This window comes from Rhodococcus sp. BP22 (genome assembly GCF_014281965.1).
Taxonomy (GTDB): Bacteria; Actinomycetota; Actinomycetes; order Mycobacteriales; family Mycobacteriaceae; genus Rhodococcoides.
In genome coordinates, this window is record NZ_JACFTB010000006.1 from 1 (window position 1) to 24,546 (window position 24,546).

The following is a 24,546-nucleotide window of genomic DNA, read 5'->3' on the forward strand; positions in this document are numbered from 1 at the left end:
GAAACACCTTCCAACACACGAGAAGTCCCATTCCACCCCGACACCACAACATCACGCTCCACATCACCCAACACATCGATATCACCCACCACCACAGACGAATCCGCCACCACCGCCTCCAACACCCGAACAAACCGCTCCGCAAACAACACCATCGTCGACTCATCGAACAAATCCGTCGCATACGTCAACGTCGCCGACAACCCCGCAGCACCACCATCGGCATCGAACGACTCCGTCACCGTCACCTGCACATCGAACTTCGCAACCGCAACATCGAAATCAACCGCCGACACCGACAACCCAGGCAACTCCAGCGAAGACCGCTCCAAATTCTGGAACGACAACATCACCTGAAACAACGGATGACGCCCCTGCGACCGAGCCGGATTGAGCACCTCCACCAACCGCTCGAACGGCACATCCGCATGCCCGAACGCCCCCAAATCCCGCTCACGCACATCCCGAACCACATCAGCAAACGACCAATCCGAACCAAACACCGTCCGCAACACCAACGTATTGACAAACATCCCGATCACATCATCGAGAGCAGCCTCACCACGCCCCGCCACCGGCGTACCCACCGCCACATCATCAGACCCCGACAACCGCGACAACAACACCGCCAACGCCGAATGCACCACCATGAACAACGACGCATTCAACTCCCGCGCCACCACACTCAACCCACGATGCACACCCGCATCCACCGAAAACACAACATTCGCACCACGATTGGACGCCACAACAGGACGAACCCGATCAGCAGGCAAATCCAACTGATCCGGCAAACCCTCCAACGCCGACCGCCAAAACGACACCTGCTGCGACAACAACGAATCCGGCTCCGACTCCGACCCCAACACCGCACGCTGCCACAACGCATAATCGGCATACTGCACCGCAAGAGGAGCCCACCCCGGCTCCTCACCCGCAGCCCGCGCCACATACGCACCCATCACATCCCGCGTCAACGGCCCCATCGAAAAACCATCAGCCGCAATATGATGCACCACAAACACCACAACGAACTCCGAACCAACACCACCCGAACCCACAACCTCGAACAAACGAGCACGAAACGGCACCTCCGCCGTCACATCGAACCCAACAGAGACGAACTCGACCACACGGTCGAGCACGTCCGCCTCCGCCACCGGCTCTACCGCCAAGGTGGGAGCCACCGCATCGACCTCGAGCACCAACTGTGATCCGACGCCGTCGATTTCGGGATAGATGGTGCGCACGGATTCGTGACGCGAGAGGACATCGCGGACAGCGGACTCCAGCGCAGCGACGTCGAGCTCACCGGTCAGCCTGATCGCCACCGGAATATTGTTCACCGCAGATGCAGTATCGAACCGGTTCAAGAACCACATCCGCTGCTGCGCCAACGACAACGGAACAACATCCGGCCGCTCCTGAGGAACGAGCGGTGCTCGTCCCCCGCCGCCCTGCGCAACTGCGGCGTCGACGAGTATCGCGAGTCCCGCGACCGTCGGCGCGTCGAAGAAGTCGCGAACGTCGATACGGATGTCGAATCGAGCATTGATGCGCGAGATCACCCGGGTGGCGATCAACGAGTTACCGCCGATCGCAAAGAAATCGTCGTCGGCACCGATGGTCTCGGAACCGAGTACCTCGGCGAACACCGCTGCAAGCGCCACCTCTGTTTCGGTGGACGGCTCCCTGTATTCGCTTGCCAACGAGGAGAAGTCGGGAGCCGGGAGAGCTCGCCGGTCGAGTTTCCCGCTGGAGCCGAGGGGGAATTCGTCGACTGCGACGAACAACGCGGGGACCATGTATTCCGGCAGTCGGGACGCGACGGCCTGCGCCAGCGACTCCTGGTCGATGAGCTCGCCCTGCGCAGCAACCACGTACGCGAGAAGGACATCGCCCAGCGAGTCGTCGGTATGGACGAGGGCAACTGCTTGCGCGACCGAGGGATGCTCGAGAACGGCTGTTTCGATCTCGCCGAGTTCGATACGAAGACCACGGAGCTTCACCTGGAAGTCGGTGCGTCCTACGTATTCCAGCATGTCGATCCCACCGCGAGGCACCCACCTGACCAGGTCGCCGGTCCGGTACATCTGGCGTCCATCGTCGAACGGATCAGCCACGAACCGATCGGCTGTCAGGTCCGGTCGCGCTACGTAGCCACGTGCAAGTTGGACGCCCGCAAGATAGAGCTCACCTTCGACACCGGTCGAGACCGGTCGGAGTCCGTCGTCCAACACGTAGAGCGAGGTGTCGTGCACGGCCCGGCCGATAGGGACCGATCCCGATTCCACCTCGGCAGTCTCGTAGTACGTGACATCCACTGCGGCCTCTGTCGGCCCGTACAAGTTGTGCAGTTCTGCCGAGCTGACGGTGTGAAAGCGCGTCGTGGTCTGGGCCGGGAGCGCCTCACCGGACGCAAATACATATCGCAGCGTCTCGATCTCGCGGACCGAGGGTTCTGCCACGAACACCGCGAGCATCGACGGCACGAAGTGCGCCACAGTGACACCACGTTCGGTCATCACACGAGCAAGATACGCGGGGTCACGGTGTCCATCGTGTGTCGCGACGACGAGACGGGCACCGATCTGCAAGGGCCAGAAGAATTCCCACACCGACACATCGAATGTGAACGGCGTCTTTTGCAGCACCACATCGTCCGGTGTCAAGACGTAGTGATCTTGACGCCATTGCACATTGCTGACGATCGCGCGATGTGAAACTGCCACACCCTTGGGGCGTCCGGTGGATCCTGATGTGAAAATCACGTAAGCCAACGCGTCGTCCGACAACGTCCGAACCCGGTCACTGTCGGCGAGGGCGGTCGCGTCGAGTCCGTCCAGTTCCAACAGGTCGATCTCGATGACACCCACCTCTGCCGGCAGGTCGAGAGGTTCTGTGGACAGGCCGAGTACTGCTGCCGGCTGTGCGACGTCGAGCACGTAGGCCAGCCGCTCCGCTGGATGATCGGGATCGAGCGGAACGTACGCTGCTCCCGATTTCACGATCGCGTACATGCCGACGAGTAACTCCAGCGACCGTCTGATTCCCAGTCCGACGAGGCACTCCGGGCCGATTCCCAGTGACACGAGATGGCGAGCAAGTCGATTCGCGCGAGAATCGAATTCCGCGTAGGTCAAACTTGCGCCCTCGAACTCGACGGCGATTGCATCGGGAGTACGGGCGACCTGTTCCTCGAAGCGAGATACGAGCGTCGGCGGGCCTGCAGGCGTCAGATCCCCCAACACCTCGGACGCATCGGCGACGATCGACTCGACGATGCCGGCGAGGCCGCCGGATTCGAGTGCGCCAGGAAGAAGGTTGGACAGCACGACAGTGACGAGGGCCTCGGTTCCCAGTGCACCGCCCATGGCAGCCTCGAGCGCAGTCAGTTCAGCGTGCAACGTCGTGTAGGTCACGGTTGTCCCACCATGGGTCAACGCGATGCGATCGGGCGCAGCATCGACAACTGCAGAGATCACTCCTGGAAGCTCGTCCACGGTTACGCTGCCGGCAGCGTCCTGGCTTCGAGTGTTCGGCCGACCATTCGACATCTGAGTGTTCCTCCTACTAACCGCCGCGGGACGCGCCGAGATGCATCGCATACACGAGACACCCTACGAAACCCTGCGACACAAACCGGCTTCGACTCCAAGTTCACGATCAGGCCCAGGTAGGTCACTGCATGGAGACACCGGATCCTCCCGGATCAGCGATCAACGACTGGGCGTCACTGATCAGCGACGCAACCGTCGCTGCGAAGCCATCAGCACCCAGTGCAGGCAATATTCCTGGTAGGAGGCCTGTAAGCGCCACCGACAGAACCGCCTCGGGTTTCAGTGCTCCCCCGGTCGACTTCGAGACAGCCGACAGTTTCTCGTCGAGCTGACCGAAGGTGACGCTCGTTCCGGCGTGAGACACCGCAATGGACGACGCGGCAACTGCGGCCGCGGCCGAGACCAGTTCGGGCAGGTCGTCGATCGTCTTCGGCTTGGGTGCCGGCTCTGCACGCTCGGCCTCGGACCGCATGTCCACTGCCCGAATGACACTGCTGGGGTCTGACGTGAGGAGATCGAGCACCCGGGTGAAACGCTGCGCGAACAATTCGATCGTCTTCGACTCGAACAACGACGTGGCGTAGTTGAACACTGCGTCGATCCCGATCAGATCTCCCGACTCGTCGAAACGTTCGACTGCCGTCAGTTGCAGGTCGACCTTGGCCTGCTCCAGGCCGCTCTCCAAAGCCGACACTTCCAGGCCAGGCAAGGCGAAGGTGCCTGTGGCAAGGTTCTGGAAGGTCAACATGACCTGGAACAGAGGACTGTAGGCGGCCGAGCGCTTGTGACCCGCCACCTCGACAACCCGCTCGAATGGGACATCGGCGTTAGCGAACGCGGACAGATCGGTTTCTCGTACTTCTGTCAACAGATCGGCAAAGGTCGTGCTCGGCGAGACTTTCGTCCGGAGCACCAGCGTGTTGACGAACATGCCGACGAGGTCGTCGAGCGCTGCATCACCACGTCCCGCCACCGGGGTTCCCACGGTGATGTCCTGATCACCGCTCAGCTTCGACAGCAGCACTGCCAAAGCGCCGTGCACAACCATGAAGACCGTCGCATTGTGCTCGCGAGCAGTTTTCTGTACACGCGCTGCTATGTCGGACGGGACAGTGAACTCGGAGCGGCCACCACGCAAGGATGCTCGAGCAGGGCGCGGAAAGTCGGTCGGCAACGCGATTTGCTCGGGTGCGCCGACCAGAGCCTCGGCCCAATAGTCGATCTGCTTGGACAACACACTGTCCGGATCGTCCTCGGATCCGAGGACCTCCCGCTGCCACAACGCGTAATCGGCGTACTGCACAGGAAGTTCCGTCCACAGCGGGGCATCGCCTGCCGTCCGAGCGACGTAAGCAGTCATGACGTCCCTGATCAACGGGCGCATGGAGAAGCCGTCGGCGCTGATGTGATGGGCAACGAAGACCAGGACGAACTCCGTCTCGTTCGTCTCGCTGATCGAAAAGAGCTCGGCTCGAACGGGCACCTCAGCCGCGACATCGAACCCGGCGGTGACGACGTCTCCGACGACAGCCGGTACGTCGGCGGCCGAGATTTCACGAACCTCGAGACCTGGTAGGACTTCGGACATCGGAACTACGGATTGGACCGGCCCGTGATCGGTGTCCGGATACCGCGTACGCAGTATCTCGTGCCGACGGAACAGGTCGCCCACTGCAGCTCGCAGAGCCGTGACGTCCAACGCGCCGGAGAGCCTGATGGCTACTGGAATGTTGTAGGCATCGGACGCTCGATCCACTTGATTGAGCGTCCACATGCGCTGCTGGGCCAAGGACAGCGACACGGCCTCCGGACGAGGGCGTGCGACCAGAGGCACACGCGCTCCCTGCCCGACGTGCGACTCCACCCGCGCAGCCAAGGCACCTACAGTCGGCGCCTCGAATACCGAGCGCACCGAGATCGACGCATTCAGTGCCGCTCCGAGACGGGCCACCAGCTGGGTTGCGACCAGCGAATTGCCACCGAGAGCGAAAAAGTCGTCGTCGAGCCCCACTCGAGCAACCCCTAGAAGCTCGGAGTACACCCGCGCCACGATCTGTTCGACTGGATCGGTCGGAGCGCGGAACTCGTTCGATTCGAAAACCGGAGCCGGCAGGGCCGCGCGATCGAGTTTGCCGTTGGCGTTGAGCGGCAACGACCTCAGGACGACGAAGTGTGACGGCACCATGTACGACGGCAAGGACGTACCCAACGCTGTCCGTACCTCGTCGATGTCGATCGTTCGGGATTCGGAAGGAACCAGATACCCCACGAGTCGATCCCCGGTGAGGGCGTCGGAGTGCAAGATCACCGCCGAATCGGCGAGCGCATCCAGCGCACGCATTGCCGCCTCGATCTCGCCGAGTTCGATCCGGAAGCCTCTGATCTTGACCTGGAAATCGGAGCGGCCCGCGAAGACGAGTTCGCCGTGTGCATCCCAGAAGGCCAAGTCTCCCGAGCGATACAACCGTCCGCCACTGGGGTCGAAAGGATTGGCGACGAAGCGCTCAGCGGTCAGATCGGGACGGCCGAGATACCCCCTCGCCAGCTGCTCGCCCGCAAGATACAACTCACCGATGGTTCCTGTCGGTACAGGGTGTAGTCGAGTATCGAGCACGTACGCCTGTGTATTCCACTCTGGCCGACCGATCGGGACGCGCGCACTCTCATCGGGTCGTACGCGGTGCGAGGTCACCGATACCGCAGCCTCGGTGGGGCCGTACAGGTTGAACAAGGCACCGTCGTTGTGTTCGACGAAACGCCGAGCGGTGTCTCCCGGCAGTGCCTCACCGATCGCGAGCACGCGCTTCAGCGAAGACGGAAGGGCGCCATCTCCGTCGACCATCAGCGCGGTCAGCATCGACGGCACGAGATGGAGCGTGGTGATCGACTCTTTCCGAATGATGTCGTTGACTCGCGCGGGATCGCGGTGCTCGTCCGGTCCGGCGATGACGAGGGTAGCCCCTGACGTCGGGGCCGACCAGAACTCCCACACCGACAAGTCGAACGTTGCCGAGGTCTTCAACAGAATCGAATCCTGCGAACCGAGATCGAACTCCATTCGCTTCCACATCAGCTGATTGACGATCGCAGCGTGGGTCACGGCCACACCCTTGGGGCGTCCGGTCGATCCCGAGGTGAAGATGACATAGGCGGCGTTGCCTGCGCGCAAAGGTGCCTGCCGCTCCGAATCGGTGATCGGGGCATCCGAATACACGGACAGATCGAGGCCTTCAATATCCGCCATCGGTACGTCCAGGACCGGGTGGTCCGAGAGTGGCGAACCGTCACCGGACTTGGACAGCAACAGTATCGGCCCAGCGGTCTCGAGGATGTACTCGATCCGTTCGAGCGGCTGATCGGGATCGAGTGGCACATACGCACCACCTGTTTTCGCAACGGCGAACATCGCGACGACCAGATCGGCACTGCGCCGTATCGCCAACGCCGTCAACGTCTCCGGTCCGACCCCGCGTGCAATCAGGTACCGGGCCAATCTGTTGACCCTCGAATCGAATTCGAGGAAGGTCCAACGCTGATCACCCTCGACCACCGCAGTCGAGTCGGGACGGATCGCGACCTGCTCGTCGAACAACGAGACCAGCGTCGCTTCGCCGTCGATGGGGTGGTCGGTCGAATTCCACGATTCGAGGACGAGTTCGCGTTCGGCGATACCGAGCACGTCGATGTCCCCGATTCGCGCGTCAGGTCGATCGACCACAGCTTCGAGCAGCCGGACGAAACGTGTAGCGATCGTACTCACCGTCGCGTGGTCGAAGAGATCCTTCGCGTAGGTGAACTCTGCCGACATCCCAGCAGGCACTCCGCTCTCGGAATAGCGGTCCACCACGATCAGATGCAGATCGAACTGCGCCACGCCGGACTCGATATCCAATGCTGCGATATCGAGGCCCGGAAGCGCCACCTCGGTGATTCCTTGGTTCTGGAAGGAGAACCCGACCTGGAACAGCGGGTGCCGTGCAGTCGAACGGACAGGATTGAGGACTTCCACCAGTCGTTCGAACGGCACGTCCGCGTTGGCGAAGGCGCCGAGGTCCACTTCACGCGCGCGGTCGATGAGTTCGTTGAACGGCAGTGCGCCGTCCACCTTTGTGCGAAGCACCAGCGTGTTGACGAACATGCCGATCAGGTCGTCGAGCGCGCGATCACCGCGACCGGCGATCGGTGTACCGACAGCAATGTCACCTGTGCCGGAGAGCCTCGAGAGTAGTCCAGCGAAGGCCGCGTGCACCGCCATGAACAGGGTGCCGCCCCGCTTGCGGGCCACATCTCGCAGACGTTCGTGTAGCTCTGCATCGATGTCGAACTCGACACTTCCTCCGGCGAAAGACTGCGTTGCCGGCCGCGCGCGATCGGACGGAAGGGTCAGCTCGTCCGGGAGGTCCGCGAGTGCGTCGGTCCAGTAGCTGATCTGCTGAGCCGCAGTCGAGTTCGCGTCCTCTTCGGAGCCGAGCACATCGCTCTGCCAAAGGCTGAAATCGGCATACTGCACCGGCAACGGAGTCCAACCCGGCTCGGTACCGGTCGCCCGCGCCGCGTAAGCGGTCATCAGGTCGCGAGCCAGCGGACCGACCGATACCCCGTCGACGCTGATGTGATGCGCAACCATCGCCAGGACGTGCTCGGTGGCACTGATTCGGTAAAGCTCGATCCGCATCGGTACCGCTGTCGTCACATCGAACTGTGTGGACGCGAGTACAGCGATGTGCTCGGACACCGCGTCGGGAGCGATATCTGATATCGGCAGGTCTGGAATCGACCGAGACGGGTGCAAAATCTTCTGCACCGGACCGTTCTCGGACTCCGGGTACACGGTTCGAAGCGACTCATGACGAGAGATGAGATCGGCGACGGCCGCCCCGAGAGCTGCTACATCCAGTTCTCCGGACAAGCGCAGCGCAAACGGAACGAGGTACGCGGTCGATGTGGGGTCGAACCTGTTCAAGAACCACATACGACGCTGGGACAACGACAGTGGGATCTCGTTCGGGCGAGTGCGCGCAACGAGCGATACTCTCCCGGACTTTCCGGACCGTTCGACCTCGAGCGCGAGCCTCTCCACTGTTCGCGACTCGAACAACGCACGCACCGGGACAACCGAATCGACCGCTGCACCGATCCTCGACACCACTCGCGTCGCGATCAGCGAGTTACCGCCGAGTTCGAAGAAGTCGTCATCGACACCGACTCGGTCGACGCCGAGCAAGTCGGCGAAAATCTCCGCGACGATCTCCTCGATCGGCGTACTCGGCGCCCGGAACTCTCGAACCTCGAACACCGGCTCCGGCAAGGCGCGACGATCCAGCTTTCCGTTCACCGTCAACGGAATCTCGGACACCACGACGAAGGCCGACGGAATCATGTATTCAGGCAGCACAGCAGACACTTCGGTGCGGAGGTTCTGAACGTCGATGCTCGAACCCACAACCGGTACGACGTACGCAACCAACTGATGTGTGTCATGCCGATCGGTTCGAACCACGACGGCTACCTGGCCCACCGAATCCTGACTCGACAGCGCGGACTCGATTTCACCGAGCTCGATCCGGAAGCCACGAATCTTGACCTGATCATCAGCACGACCGACGAACTCGAGATCACCATCGATGGTCCACCGCGCCACATCACCGGTGCGGTACATCAATGAACCAGCAGCATGCGCCGTGGTTCCGGAGAACGGGTTGGCGAGGAAGCGCGTTGCCGTCAGGTCCGTTCGACCGAGGTACCCACGAGCCAGCGTTCCACCCGCAACATACATTTCACCGGCAACACCCACCGGAACCGGTGCGAGCCGCGAATCGAGAACGTAGACCCGTAGCCCTGGGATAGCCGCGCCCACCACCGATCCCGTGGCACTCGACACCAACTCGCGGTCGATCCGACGATGCGACACATGCACGGTGGTCTCGGTGATCCCGTACATGTTCACCAACTCGGGACCGTTCTCGCCGTGTCGATCGAACCAATCCGACAGTCGGCGCAGTTCGAGCGCCTCACCACCGAAGATCACGTATCTGAGCTGCAACCTCCCCTCACCGGCAGCGCCGACTCGGTCAACCTCTGCCAGCTGATAGAACGCCGACGGGGTCTGGTTCAGGACAGTGACGTTTTCACGAATCAACAGTTCACGGAACGCTTCCGGCGACCGCGAGGTGAAGTAGTCCACCACCACGAGCGTGCCGCCGTGAAGCAAGGGTCCCCACAGTTCCCACACCGAGAAGTCGAAAGCGTACGAGTGGAACAGCGTCCACACATCATTGCTGTCGAACTCGAACAACCCATCCGTATTGGCCATCAAACGCGCAACCGCGACATGTGGGACTACTACGCCCTTGGGACGCCCCGTCGATCCTGAGGTGTAGATGACATAGGCAACATCCGTGGGACGAAGCGGACGAGCACGCTCGACATCGTTCACCGCAGCGGAACCGAACACCGACAAGTCGACGGCGTCGATCTCCACGCAGTCCAACCCTGCAGGCACGGAGAAGTCGCGTCCCGACCAGGTTACCAACGCAGTCGGTGCAGCATCTGCCAAGACGTAGGCGATGCGGTCTGGAGGATTGGTCGGATCCACCGGCACATACCCACCGCCGGCTTTGATCACAGCCAACAACGTGACAACGAGCTCCACCGATCGTGGCAACGCCACAGCAACCAACGATTCCGGGCCCACTCCAACCGACATCAAATGACGCGCAAGACGATTCGAGCGATCATCGAGCTCGCGGTAGCTCAATCGCTCTTCACCGAACACCACCGCAGTCGACTGCGGAGCCCGCAGGATCTGCTGGTCGAACATCTCGGCCAATGTCGATACCGAGGGATCGATCCCGTCGACACCCGCCCAGGTCGAAGTCACCAGCACTCGTTCCTCGGCGCCGAGCAGATCGATCTCACCGATCACGATGTGCTCGTCCTCGACAACTGCATCGAGCACTCTCAGCAACCGAGCGCCGAACTCTTCCACCGTGCCTCGGTCGTAGAGATCTGTTGCGTAGGTCCAGAAGACTTGCAGACCATCCGGGGTGCCGTCGGCAGCCGCAGATTCGGTGACCGTCAATTGCAGATCCGCACGTGCGGTCGCCGCGTCGACTTCCACCGGCGCTACGGTCAGCCCAGGGAGATCGAATCCAGTGCGTCGGATGTTTTGGAACGCGAGCAATACCTGAACCAGCGGATGACGGACTTGGGAGCGCTCGGGATTGAGCACCTCCACCAGACGCTCGAACGGAATGTCGGAATGCGCGAATGCAGCCAGGTCGACCTCACGCGCTGTCGCGAGTAATTCGCTGAACGTCGTCGCTGCGTTCACGTCGGTGCGCAGGACAAGGGTGTTGACGAACATGCCGATCACATCGTCGAGGGCAGCGTCTCCTCGACCCGCGATCGGTGTGCCTATCGCGATATCGTCCGTCGCCGACATACGGGCCAACATCACAGCAACTGCACTGTGGACGACCATGAACAACGACGCGTTGTTCTCTCGCGCGAGTTCCGAAAGTCGGCGATGTACATCTGCGGTGACGTCGAAAGACACCATGGCCCCGTGTCCCGAAGCCGTCTCTCCGCGAGGACGATCGGTCGGCAACGTCACCTCGTCGGGCAGCCCGGCGAGCGCGTCGCGCCAGAATGTCTCCTGCTGAGCCAGTAGCGAGCCTGGGTCGGATTCGGACCCCAACACCTCCCGCTGCCAAATGGCGAAGTCCGCATACTGGACCTCGAGCATCGGCCAGCCTGGGTCGTGTCCTTCCGATCGGGCCACATATGCCGTCATGACATCGCGGGCCAGCGGAGACATCGAAAACCCATCGGCCGCAATGTGGTGGGCTACGAACATCAGCACGTGCTCGTGGGCACCGATCCGGAAGAGCTGCGTACGGAACGGAACATGCAGGGTCACATCGAAGCCAGTCGCAGCCAACTCGTACATACGCTTCGGCAGCTCATCTGCCGAAACGTCCACCGGCGTCAGATCGAGCGTGACTTCGCCGACGGACAGGATCTTTTGGTATCCCGATCCATCGTGGTCCGGATAGACGGTGCGCAGCGACTCGTGACGGCTCGTCAGATCGCCTACCGCCGCGGCAAGCGCCGCGACATCCAAAGCTCCGGTCAGCCTGATGGCCGCCGGAATATTGTTGACAGCCGACTCCGGATCGAATCGATTGAGGAACCACATCCGTTGCTGTGCAAGGGACAAGGGGATCAATGCCGGACGGTTCTGTGGCCCGAGTGCCTTGCGGCCACCTGTCCCGGCTTTGCGCTCGACGCTGGCGGCCAGCGCGCCGACCGTCGAATTCTCGAACAGCTCTCGTACTCCGACACTCGAGTCCAGCGCGGTCCCCAGCCTCGAAACCAATTGCATGGCCACCAGTGAGTTTCCACCGAGCTCGAAGAAGTCGTCGTCGAGACCAACCCTCGCCGTGCCCAGGACGTTCGTGAATACCTGAGCGACAATCTCCTCGATCGGTGTGACGGGTGCGCGGAACTGCGCAACCTCGGCACTGGGCACCGGTAGGGCACGTCGGTCCAACTTGCCGCTCGCGTTGAGCGGGAACGTATCCAATGTTACGAACGCCGACGGCACCATATATGACGGCAGTGACATCTTCACTGCCGCACGAAGCGACTCGGTATCGACGACGTGACCAGGCCGGGGCACGACATAGGCGATGAGTCGATCGCCTGCGCGTGAATCGGAATGAACGACCACGACCGCGTCGTCGATGTTCTCGGCGCCCACACGAACGCTCGACTCGATCTCGCCGAGTTCTACACGTTGGCCTCGAAGCTTGACCTGAAAGTCGCTCCGCCCCACATACTCGAGCTCGCCGGCGGAATTCCAACGTACGACGTCACCGGTTCGGTAGAGGCGAGAGCCGTTCTCGCCGAAGGGGTCTGCCACAAAACGCTCAGCTGTCAGGTCGGGCCGACTCGCGTATCCGCGGGCGAGCTGAACGCCGCCTATGTACAGCTCCCCCAGTACTCCGGCGGGCACCGAGTGCAACCGTTGATCCAGCACGTATGCACGCGTGTTCCACAGTGGCACACCGATGGGAACGGTCTCGGTATCGACGTCGGTGACTTCGTGGAAGGTGACGTCGACAGCCGTCTCTGCAGGCCCGTACAGGTCGTGCAACTCAGCGCCAGGAAAGACCTTTCGAACCCGAGCGACGGCCGAAGGCGTGAATGCCTCGCCGCCGACGAACAGCAGTCGAAGAGACCGGCAAGCGTCGGTGTCGACGTCGGTGACGTACACCGACAGTACGGAAGGAACGAAGTGCGCAAGTGTCACCTGTTCCCGCTCGATGATGCGGGTGATCCGGCCCGGGTCACGATGCGCATCGTGTGGAGCTATGACCAGTGACGCGCCGTTCTCCAGTCCCCAGAAGAACTCCCACACCGACACGTCGAACGTCGCCGGTGTCTTCTGAATCAAGACATCGGAATCGGTCAGCCGGTAGATCTCCTGGCGCCACAGCATCTGATTCACGATCGCGCGGTGACTGATCGAGACACCCTTCGGCAGACCTGTCGATCCCGAAGTGAAGATGAGGTAGGCCGGATTATCAGGTCGGAGTGGACGCGTTCTGTCCGTGTCGGTGATCGCAGATGTCGACACATCACTCAAATCGAGCTTGTCGAATACACAGACAGGCGCATCCGCCGTGATCGAGTTCGCAGTCTCCTCGGTGGCGAGGACCAGAACTGGCCGAGCAGTCGCCAGGATGTGCTCGTTACGCGAGGCAGGCTGATCAGGATCGAGGGGCACGTACGCTGCCCCGGATTTGATGATCGCGTACATGCCGATCAGCAACTCGAACGAACGCCGTGCCACCAGCGCCACGGTGGACTCGGGGCCGACGCCTCGGCCCACCAGATACCGAGCGAGGGCGTTCGCTCGCGCATCGAACTCCGCGTAGGTAAGGACCGGCGACGGGGCGTCGGTCTCCGATGCAAGCACCAGCGCAGTCGCATTCGGAGTACGACCGACCTGCGCGTCGAACAGGGAGGCGAGAGTCTGGGTGCTGTCGACCGCGTGCTCGGTATCGTTGACCGTGCGGACGAGCTGGTTGTACTCCTCTGGTTCCTGAAAGTCGATGTCGCCGACGATGATTGCCGGATCGACTTCGATCGCTCGCAAGATCCGCTGGAAACGAGCGGCCATCGCCTCGACGGTGGCCGCGTCGAACAGGTCGGTTGCATAGGTGAAGAGGCAGGACAAGCCGGCGTCGGTTCCGTGCTCGTCGGTCTTCTGACTCATGGTCAGCTGGAGATCGAACTTCGAACCCTTGGTTTCGAAGTCGACCATCGAGACCGATAGTCCTGGCAGCTCGAGGTTGGTCAGCTCCATGTTCTGGAACGAGAGCATCACCTGGAACAGTGGGTGCCTCGCTTGCGAACGGGCAGGGTTGAGCACCTCGACGAGTCGTTCGAACGGAACATCTGCGTTGGCGAAAGCCTGCAAGTCCGTCGTACGCGTAGCGGCCAGCACCTCATCGAACCGTGCACGCCTGTCCACCGGGGTGCGGAGAACGAGTGTGTTGACGAACATGCCGATCAGATCGTCGAGAGCGGACTCACCTCGTCCAGCAACCGGAGTTCCGACCACGATGTCCTCGGTCCCCGAGAGACGCGCGAGCAGGACAGCGAAAGCCGAATGCATCACCATGAACAGCGAAGAAGTGTGGCGATGTGCAAGATCGTTCAGGACGTCCACGGTGCCCTGATCGACGAGGAAGCTCACGCCCGCACCCTGGTTCGATGCGATCGCAGGCCTCGGATGATCGACCGGCAGATCCAACTGAGCAGGTATCCCTGCAAGCGCGGACTGCCAGTAGTTCTGTTGCTGCGCCAGCAGCGATTCCGGGTCGTCCTCGTGCCCGAGCATGTCCCGCTGCCACAAGCTGTAGTCCGCGTACTGCACCGGCAGCGGTAACCAATTCGGTTGCACGCCTTCGGACCTGGCGATATAGGCAGTCATGATGTCCCGGGTCAGTGGGCCCATCGAAAAGCCATCGGTAGAGATGTGATGGACGACCAGCACCAGAAGGTGTTCGGTCGGGCTGATTTCGAACAGACGCGCACGTAACGGAACCTCGACGGTGACGTCGAACCCGGTCGTCGCCACGTCTTCCAGAACCGAGAAAACGTCGTCTCCGGAGATCTCGATCGGCGCGAGATCTGGAATCACCTGACTAGTGGGCAATATCAACTGATGGCCGGAACCGTCGACCTCGGGGAAAATGGTGCGGAGGGACTCGTGCCGCTCCAACACGTCGGCAACGGCCACATTGAGTGCCTGTCGGTCGAGGAGACCGGACAAGCGCACTGCCACAGGAATATTGTTGACCCCGGAGGCAGTGTCGAACCTGTTGAGGAACCACATGCGCTGCTGGGCGAGCGAGAGGGGAACAAGTTCCGGGCGCACCTGCGGCACCAAAGGCTTACGGCGTCCGGCACCTGCCCGCTCGGCGAGTGCACGAGCCAAGGCGTCGACGGACGGATTCTCGAACAACGTACGGACGCCGATCTCGGCATCGAGGGCTGCGCCGAGTCGAGTCACGACACGCGTCGCGATCAACGAGTTGCCGCCCAGCTCGAAGAAATCGTCATCGAGTCCGACCTCGGTCGCGTCGAGCACCTCTGCGAAGACCCGCGCGACCGCCTGCTCAGTCGGCGAGACCGGTTCACGGTACTCGCGCTGCACGTGTACTGGATCCGGAAGTGCACGACGATCGAGCTTGCCCGTCGCACCCAGTGGGAACTCTGCCAACGGCACGAAAACGGACGGGACCATGTACTCGGCCAGTCGTGACGCCAACATCTCTCGTACCGGACGGAGGTCGGTGTCGGGAGCAGTGACCACATAGGCAACCAATTGCTCGCCTCGCACCGAGACAGCTGCCTGCTGGATCGAGGTGTTCTCCAACAGCACAGCTTCGATTTCACCGAGCTCGATGCGCAGACCCCTGAGCTTGACCTGCGAATCGCTGCGACCGATGTACTCCAGTTCACCGCCGCGATTCCACCGCACGACGTCACCGGTCCGGTACATCCGACTTCCGGACTGCGCGAACGGATCTGCGACGAAGCGGTCTGCCGTGAGGTCTGGGCGGCCGACGTAACCGCGGGCCAACTGAGCACCCGCGAGATAGAGCTCACCCGCGACACCCACCGGTACGGGCGACAGGCGTGCGTCGAGTACGAACACCGAGGTGTTCCATACGGGCATACCGATCGGCATCACTACTGTGTCTACGTCGCTGACCGGGTGGTAGGTAACGTCGACGGCAGCCTCGGTCGGACCGTACAGATTGTGCAAGGCGACACGGGGCAACGCTCGACGCAACGACTGTGCGGTTGTCGGAGCGAGCGCTTCACCAGAAGCGAACACCAGACGCAACGAGCCACCCGCGGCCCGGCGGACCTCGACCTCCGGCACGAACACCGCCAGCATCGACGGCACGAAGTGTGCGACGGACACCTGTTCGCGCTGAACGAGTTCGAGGAGATAGGCGGCATCTCGATGGCCGTCGGGCGCGGCAATGACCACCGATGCACCGTTCTGCAGAGCCCAGAAGAACTCCCACACCGAGACGTCGAACGTAGAGGGAGTCTTCTGGAGTACTACGTCGGCGGCGTCGATGGGGTATTCGTTCTGCATCCACAGCAAACGATTCACGATGGCCGAATGTGCCACTGCGACACCCTTGGGCCGACCTGTCGAACCGGAGGTGAAGATCGCGTATGCCGTGTTCGATTCCCGCAGCGGGCGGACCCGGTCATCGTCCGACACGGGCGCGTTCGAGTACCCGTCGACGTCCAGCGTGTCGATGTCGATGACGTCGATGTCCCCGAGTTCGAGATGATCCCGCGTCGTGGACAACACACAGACGGGAGACGCGGTAGCAATGATGTACTCGTTGCGCTCTGTCGGCTGCGTCGGATCGACGGGTACGTATCCGGCGCCTGCTTTGACGATGGCATACATTCCGACCAGCAGTTCCACACTGCGGCCGATCGCAAGCCCCACCAACATATCCGGGCCTACACCGATCGAGATCAAGTGCCGCGCAAGACGATTGGCTCGAGAATCGAATTCCGAGTAGGTAAGTGTCTCGTCCTCGTATACCAACGCCGATGCCTCAGGTGTGGCCTCGACCTGGCGATCGAAGAGGTTCACAAGTGTCAGACCGGGCGCGACATCGTGCCGAGTCCTGTTCCAGGTCGATACGACTCGCTCGCGTTCACCGGTATCCAGCAGATCGATGTCACCCACCGCGACCGATGAATCCGCGACGACCGTTTCGAGAATGCGAACGAATCGAGATGCGAAGCTGCGCACAGTTTCCGCATCGAAAAGATCTATGGCGTATGTGAATTCGGCAGACATGCCCTGCCCACGACCGTCATCCCCGATCGACTCGACGACGTTGAGCTGTAGATCGAACTTGGCGACCTCCGCATCGAGAGCAACGCTGTCCACAGAAAGACCGGGCAGTTCGACGTGGGTTCGAGTGAGGTTCTCGAAGGACAGCATCACCTGGAAAAGCGGATGCCGCGCCTGTGAACGTGTTGGATTGAGCACCTCTACGAGGCGCTCGAAGGGCAGGTCGGCGTGACCGAATGCGCCCAGCGCGACTTCCCGGGCGCGACCGATCTGCTCCGAGAACGATGTCGAAGCGTCGACGTCGGTGCGGAGCACCAAGGTGTTGACGAACATCCCGACCAAATCGTCGAGCGCGGCGTCACCGCGGCCGGCAACGGGGGTACCGATGGCAATGTCGTTCGTCCCGGACAGTCTCGAGAGCAAAACGGCAAGGGCGCCGTGCACGACCATGAACAGCGAAGCATTGTGGGCGTGCGCCAGAACGGACAATTCGCGATGCGTATGGGCAGGGATTTCGAAACGAACCGAGGAACCCTTGTAGGACTGACGATTCGGCCGCGGATGGTCGGTCGGCAGATCGAGCTGATCCGGTAGCCCTGCAAGCATGTCCGCCCAGTAGCGGACCTGGCTCGAGATGAGCGACGTCGAATCCTTCTCCGAACCGAGAACCGACCGCTGCCACACACTGTAATCGGCGTACTGAACGGCCAGCGGCAACCATGCTGGATGCTCCCACGCCGTCCGAGCCGCATAGGCAATCATGATGTCGCGGGCGAGGGGCCCCATCGACCAGCCGTCGGCCGATATGTGGTGCACCACCATCGCCACCACATGTTCGCGTGGCCCGATCTCGAACAGCCGGGCTTGGATGGGGACGTTCACCGTCACGTCGAACGTCGTCGAAGCCAGCGCGAAGACCTGGCGCTGGATGTCCGCTGCCGACGTCTGAATCGGCATGAGATTCGGTACGGTCTGAGCCGCGTCGAGGATGCATTGCCTCGGGCCGTCGGCGGTGTCCGGGTAGACGGTCCGCAACGACTCGTGTCGATCGATGACATCCATGATGGCAACTTGGAGTGCCGCCACGTCCAGCTCGCCGGTCAGTCTCAGTGCGAACGGAATGTTGTAAGCAGTGGAATCGGTGTCGAATCGATTGAGAAACCACATCCGTTGCTGCGCCAAGGAGAGTGGCACGTGTTCGGGACGGGTCGAGGCGACCAGCGGGATGCGACCGCCTTCGCCCGCTGCCTGCTCCACCCGTACAGCGAGAAGCGCTACCGAAGATGCCTCGAAAACCATGCGCACGGGAACACTTGCATCCAGCGCGACGCCCAGCCTGGAGACCACCTGAGTTGCCAGTAGCGAGTTGCCGCCCAGTTCGAAGAAGTCGTCGTCGAGGCCGACGACGGGGACACCGAGGACATCGCTGAACACTGTCGCAACCGTCTCCTCGATCGGAGTCGTCGGGGCGCGGAACTGACGAAAGCTGATTCCGAGTTCCGGTTCGGGAAGCGCCCGGCGATCCAGTTTGCCGATCGGTGTCAACGGAATCTCGTCGAGAACGACGATCACCGAAGGCACCATGTAGTTCGGCAGCAGACGAGCAACGTGCTCCGACAGTTCGTCCTTGTCGATACCCACCGAACCGTGAACGTACGACACGAGAGCCGTTTGACCCGAGTGCATTTCGCGTCCGAGTGTCGCTGCGAAAGTGACCGCCGGGAACGTCTCGAGGGCTGCGTCGATCTCCCCGAGTTCGATACGGAAGCCGCGAACCTTCACCTGGAAGTCCGAGCGCCCCACGTACTCGATGGCAAAGTCTTTCGTCCATCGAACGATGTCTCCGGTGCGGTACATCCGAGTCCCCGCGTTGCTGTACGGGTCGGCGACGAACCGATCCGAAGTCAATCCTGCACGCTTGTAATAGCCACGTGCGACGGCGTCGCCCGACAGATAGAGCTCACCTGCGACACCAGCGGGGACCGGCTGCAGACGCGAGTCCAGAATCAGGGCGCCGACACCAGGTACAGGCCGACCCACCGTGATCGGCTCACCGACGAACAGCTCACCGCGCGTCGATACGATCGTTGTTTCGGTAGGTCCGTACGCGTTGAAGAAGCGGCGGCCGGGCGCCCAACGCGCGATCAGATCGGCCGCGGATGCCTCACCGCCGACGGACAACAATTCCAGGTCGTCGAGGCCGACCGGGTCGACGGAGCCGAGCACGGCCGGCGTGATAATCGCATGTGTGACAGCAACATCGGCAAGGAGTCGATGAAGTTCGGGGCCACCGATGATCGACGGCGGAGCCACGACCAGGGTCGCTCCAGCCGAGGCAGTGAGTGCCCATTCGAGAACCGATGGGTCGAAGCTCGGGGAGATCACGTGCAAGAACCGCGACGCAGGCGTGACCCGATAGAGGTCGACCGACTGGTCGATCAGACCCGACAGGCCCCGATGGGTGACACTGACGCCCTTGGGCAAGCCGGTGGAGCCGGAGGTGTAGATGATGTACGCGGGGTGGTCCAGTCTCAGTGGCGCGGTCCGATCCTCGTCGGACACACCGACAGCCGGATAGCCGGCGACAGCCCCCTCGAACTCGGCGTCGTCGATTGCCCACCACTCGCACGTACCGGGTAGTTCGTCGACGCGAGCAGACGAGGTGATCCCTATGAGGGCCCCTGAGTCCGACAGCATGTGCCGTACCCGGTCGACGGGGTATTCGGGGTCGACCGGAACCCACGCGGCACCAGCTTTCGCCACTGCCCACATCGAGACGACCATCTCGAGGGAGCGCGGAAATGCCAGTGCGACAACGGACTCCGGTCCCACACCGCGATCGATCAGGTACCGAGCATATCGATCGGTCAGCTCGTCTAGTTCTCGGTACGTCACCGTCTCCACAGACGTGTGCACCGCGATGCCGTCCGGGTTGACAGACACACCGGCCGCCAAGAATTCTGGCAGAAGTCGCCGCGATTCGACGCGGCCACCGTGAATGGTCGTCAACGTCTCGGACTCGTCCGGAGCCAGAATATCGATGGCGCCCAACGGAACCGACGCATCTGCAACGATGGCCTCGAGAATGCGGAGGAACCTGTCTGCGAATCCCTCGATCGTCGACGCGTCGAATAGATCTGTGGCGTACTCGAAGGTGGCTTCGATTCGTCCCGGCTCCCCGGAATCGTCCTGATGCTCGGTGAGCCAGAGCTGAAGGTCGAATTTCGCGATCGGAACATCGAGTTCTTGTGCGGTCACTTGCAGACCGGCGAAGCTGAGCTCGCTCACACGTGCCTTCTCCAGGGAGAGCGCAACCTGGAACAGCGGGTGCCGGGCAGTCGATCGAGCGGGATTGAGGACCTCGACGAGTCGCTCGAAGGGGATGTCTGCGTGCGCGAACGCCGATAGGTTGGTGTTGCGTACCTGATCGAGTAGTTCGTCGAACGAATCGTGGGGCTCGACCCGAGCACGAAGAACGAGCGTATTGACGAACATGCCGATGATGTCGTCGAGTTGCTCGTGGGCTCTGCCTGCAATCGGAGCGCCGATCGAAATGTCGGTGGTACCGCTCAACCTCGACAGCAACACCGCATACGCGGCCTGGACGACCATGAAGAGCGAAGCTTGGTGTGCGCGTGCCACTGTGGTGAGGCCGCGATGGATGCGAGCATCGATGGTGAAGCGGCTCTTTGCTCCGCCATTGGTCGCCACCGACGGACGGGGGCGATCCGATGGCAGATCGAGCTGATCGGGAAGCTCGTCCAATTCTTGGACCCAGAATTCGATCTGTTGAGCGGACAGCGATGCGCTATCGCTCTCGAGTCCGAGGAGTCGACGTTGCCACAACGCGTAGTCCGCGTATTGGATCGGCAGCGGCGCCCACACAGGCGCCCGTCCGTTCGACCGGGCCTCGTACGCAGCCATCATGTCGCGAGCGAGTGGACCGAACGAAGACCCGTCTGCCGCGATGTGATGCAGCACCATGGCGAGCACGTACTCGGTATCGGAAATTCTGAACAGCGCGATCCGGATCGGTGCGGCGACTGCCACGTCGAATCCGCCGCGAGCGAACTCCACCAATTCCGTGGCCAACGAATTCTCGTCGACGGTTGCAGCCGAGAGGTCCGACAAGACGTCCTCGGTCCGCAGGATCAATTGTTGTGGGGCATCGTCGACCTGCGGGTAGACCGTCCTCAGCGTTTCGTGACGAGCGACCACGTCCGCAAATGCCTGGGACAACGCCACTTCGTTCACGTCGCCGGTCAGTCGCACCATGAACGGAAGATTGTAGGCAGCGGTATCCGGGTCGAACCGGTTGAGGAACCACATACGTTGCTGGGCAAGGGACAGGGGCAGAACATCCGGCCGAGGGCCGGCAGTCAGTGGTGGGCCTGCGGAACCTTGTTCGATCGCAGTCTCGGCGCGCGATGCGAGCGCACCGACCGTCGGTGCTTCGAACAATTCTCGGACACCGAGACGGATGCCGAGGGCAGTTCCGACTCGCGTGACGAGTTGCGTTGCGATCAGCGAGTTACCGCCCAGTTCGAAGAAGTCCTCGTCGAGACCGACGTGCGATGCGCCGAGGACGTCTTCGAAGACGCCTGCGACCACGTACTCGACACGTGTCTGCGGTGCTCGGTATTTCTTGGCGCTGCTGAACACCGGCTCCGGCAACGCTTTTCGATCGAGCTTGCCGCTCGTGTTCAGCGGTAAGGCGTCGAGAACGACGATCGCGGAAGGCACCATGTACGACGGAAGCGATCGGGACGCGAACTCGGTGCCCTCGGCCGCGTCGAGCGCAGCGCCTGGACCGGGCACCACGTAGGCGACGAGTTGCTCGCCGGTCGCAGTGGGAACGACGAGTGCGACGGCCTGCGAGATGGATTGGTGTGCAAGAAGAACCGTCTCGATTTCACCGAGTTCGATGCGCTGCCCACGAAATTTGACCTGGAAGTCGGTGCGCCCGATGTAGTCGATGGTGCCGTCCGCGCGCCAACGCACGAGATCGCCGGTGCGGTACATCCGCTCCCCCGCGCTCCCGAAAGGGTTGGCGACGAAACGGTCCGAGCTCAAATCTGGTCGGCCCACGTATCCGCGAGCCAACTGCACGCCCGCCAGATAGAGTTCGCCGCTTTCTCCGATCGGGCTGGGCCGGAGCAGGCCGTCGAGTACCAAAGCCCTGGTGTTCCATTCGGGAACTCCGATGGGAACAGTTCTTTCGTCTTGTACACCACTTTCGTAGTACGTCACCGAGACCGCAGCTTCGGTGGGGCCGTACAAGTTGTGCAGCCCGGCATCGGTCAGCTCACGAAATGCTGCTGCTGTTTCCACCGGCAACGCTTCACCGATGACGAACACATGCCGCAGCGACCCGCATGTTCCGATCGGTGCGTTCGCGACGAACACCGTGAGCATCGACGGCACGAAGTCGGTGACGGTCACACTGTGTTCGGCGATCTTGTCCGCGACGTAGACCGAGTCCCGATGCCCGTCGGGAGTGGCCAGCACCATGGTGGCACCGACTTGGAGGGGCAGGAAGAAGCCCCACAGTGAGACGTCGAACGTTGTCGCCGTCTTTTGCAGGTAGACGTCGGTGGAGTCGAGTTCGTACTCCGAGCGCATCCATTGGAGTTGGTTGTCGATCGCCGCGTGAGTGACTGCGACGCCCTTGGGTCGGCCGGTGGAACCCGAGGTGTAGATGACGTACGCGGTGTTGTCGAGTCGCAACGGGGAGAGAAGATCACGCTCTTGAACGCGTGCCGAATTCAGCGCTGCGTAGTCGAGTAGGTCGACCTGGACCGTGTCGGTGCCGGCCGGCAGTTCAACGCCGTCACGCGAGACGACGAGAACACAGAGTGGTTGCGCAGAGTCGAGAATGTATGCGGTGCGATCGGCGGGATGATCCGGATCGAGCGGTACCCATGCGCCTCCGGCTTCGACGATTGCATACATCGCAACGATCAGGTCGAGTGATCGACGAATGGACAACCCGACGAGTGTCTCCGGCCCTACGCCCTTGGCGATCAGCATCCGGGCAAGACCGCTCACGCGCGAACCGAGTTCGCCGTAGGTGAGCGACAAGCCTTCGTAGACGAGCGCTGTGCTCTCTGGATCGAGGTCGACGCGGGCATGGAAGTCCGACAGAAGTGTCCGTTGGACCAGCTCGTGTTCTGTCTCGTTCCAGATCTGCAGTACCGAGGCTCTCTCGTCTGCAGTGGTCAGCTCCAGGTCCCATACTCGGGCACTCGGCCCCACCGCGATGAACCGGTCGAGGAAGTCAGTGAAGCGTGCGTGATTGCGTGCCGATTCTTCGGAGTCGTACAGGTTCGGGTTCGACTCGAAATCGACGTGAGTCGTGCTGCCCGCGACGCTCTGATAGAGATTGAGCCCGAAATCCTCGATCAGGCCGGTGGACAGGATGTTGATTCCGCCGACCATCGACCCGAAACGCAACTCGCTGAAGAACAGCATGATGTTGACCCAGGGTCCGAAGAACGACGCCTGGCCGCCGGCACCACCGGCGTCACGGCGGATGTCTTCGTGGCGGTAACGCTGATGCCGAAGCGCACCGGTCACTTCGGTACCGATGCGTGCTAGAAGCTCTTCGACCGTGGTGTCTCTCGACACGTCGAGACGCAGCGGGACGACATTGGAGACCATGCCACCGGAGCGGCGAAGTACTGCCGTGGTGCGAGCGGTGACCGGCAGGCTCAGGACGACGTCCTCGCGTCCGGTCATCTGTGCGAGGTAGGCCGCGAACGCGCTGATCACGACACTTGCCAGCGTTGCACCTGTCGCAGTGGTCAACTCTTCGATCCGCGCGCCTTGGAGCGGCGACAACGCCGTGGTGTCGATCTGACTGACGGGTGCGGGAGCCGCACTGCGACCGGCCAGGCTCGTCACAGAGTCGATCCCCGCCACTCGATCCGCCCAGTACTCGCGGTCGGTCTCGAAGCGAGTCGAGTCCCGATATGCAACGTCGAGGTCGTAGACCTTGGTCAGGTCCGAGGACAGATTCTTCTTCGGCTCGGTGCCGTTCACGGCGGCGGTGTAGAGCTCCGCGACGCGATTCATGAACGTGACCGCACCGAATCCGTCGAGCACCACGTGATGGACGCGCTCGTACCAGAAAAAGAGGTCGTCTTCGAGCTGCAGCACCGTCGCGGCGATCAACCGGTCGGTGAGCATGTCTATCGGAGCGCTGTAGTCGGCGCGCATCCACGCGTGCGCTACTGCTCGCGGGTCGTCCTCACCGCGTAGGTCGAGGTATCCGAGTTCGTCGTCGAGGGTGGGATCTACGTATTGGCGCGGTTCAGCATCGACTTCGACGATACGAACGAACCCGGACTGCATCTCGAGCGCGGCTTCGGACGACACTCGCTGCAGAAGGTCGATGTCGAGAGCACCACGTAGTTCGACGTACTGCGCGATGTTTGCAGGAACGGTCGGATCGACGTGTTGTGCGAACCACATCCCGAGCTGAGCAGGAGAGAGCGGAAACGACGACTCGCGGCCCCCCTGCGCATCCTGACCTGACTCTGTCGAACCTAGCGGGTCCAATCGAAGCCTCTC

General features: G+C 62.0%; 2 protein-coding genes. Both read right to left on the reverse strand.

The genetic code is table 11. The features are described from left to right. On the reverse strand, nt 1-3,557 hold a 3,557-nt coding region (locus tag H2510_RS13955), incomplete at its 3' end, for a non-ribosomal peptide synthetase (RefSeq protein ID WP_186628926.1). A 124-nt stretch (nt 3,558-3,681) separates the two neighbouring features. Then, on the reverse strand, nt 3,682-24,534 hold the full coding sequence (locus H2510_RS13960; protein ID WP_186628927.1) for a non-ribosomal peptide synthase/polyketide synthase: 20,853 nt from the start codon (nt 24,532-24,534) through the stop codon (nt 3,682-3,684). Between the last annotated feature and the right edge of the window lie 12 nt (nt 24,535-24,546).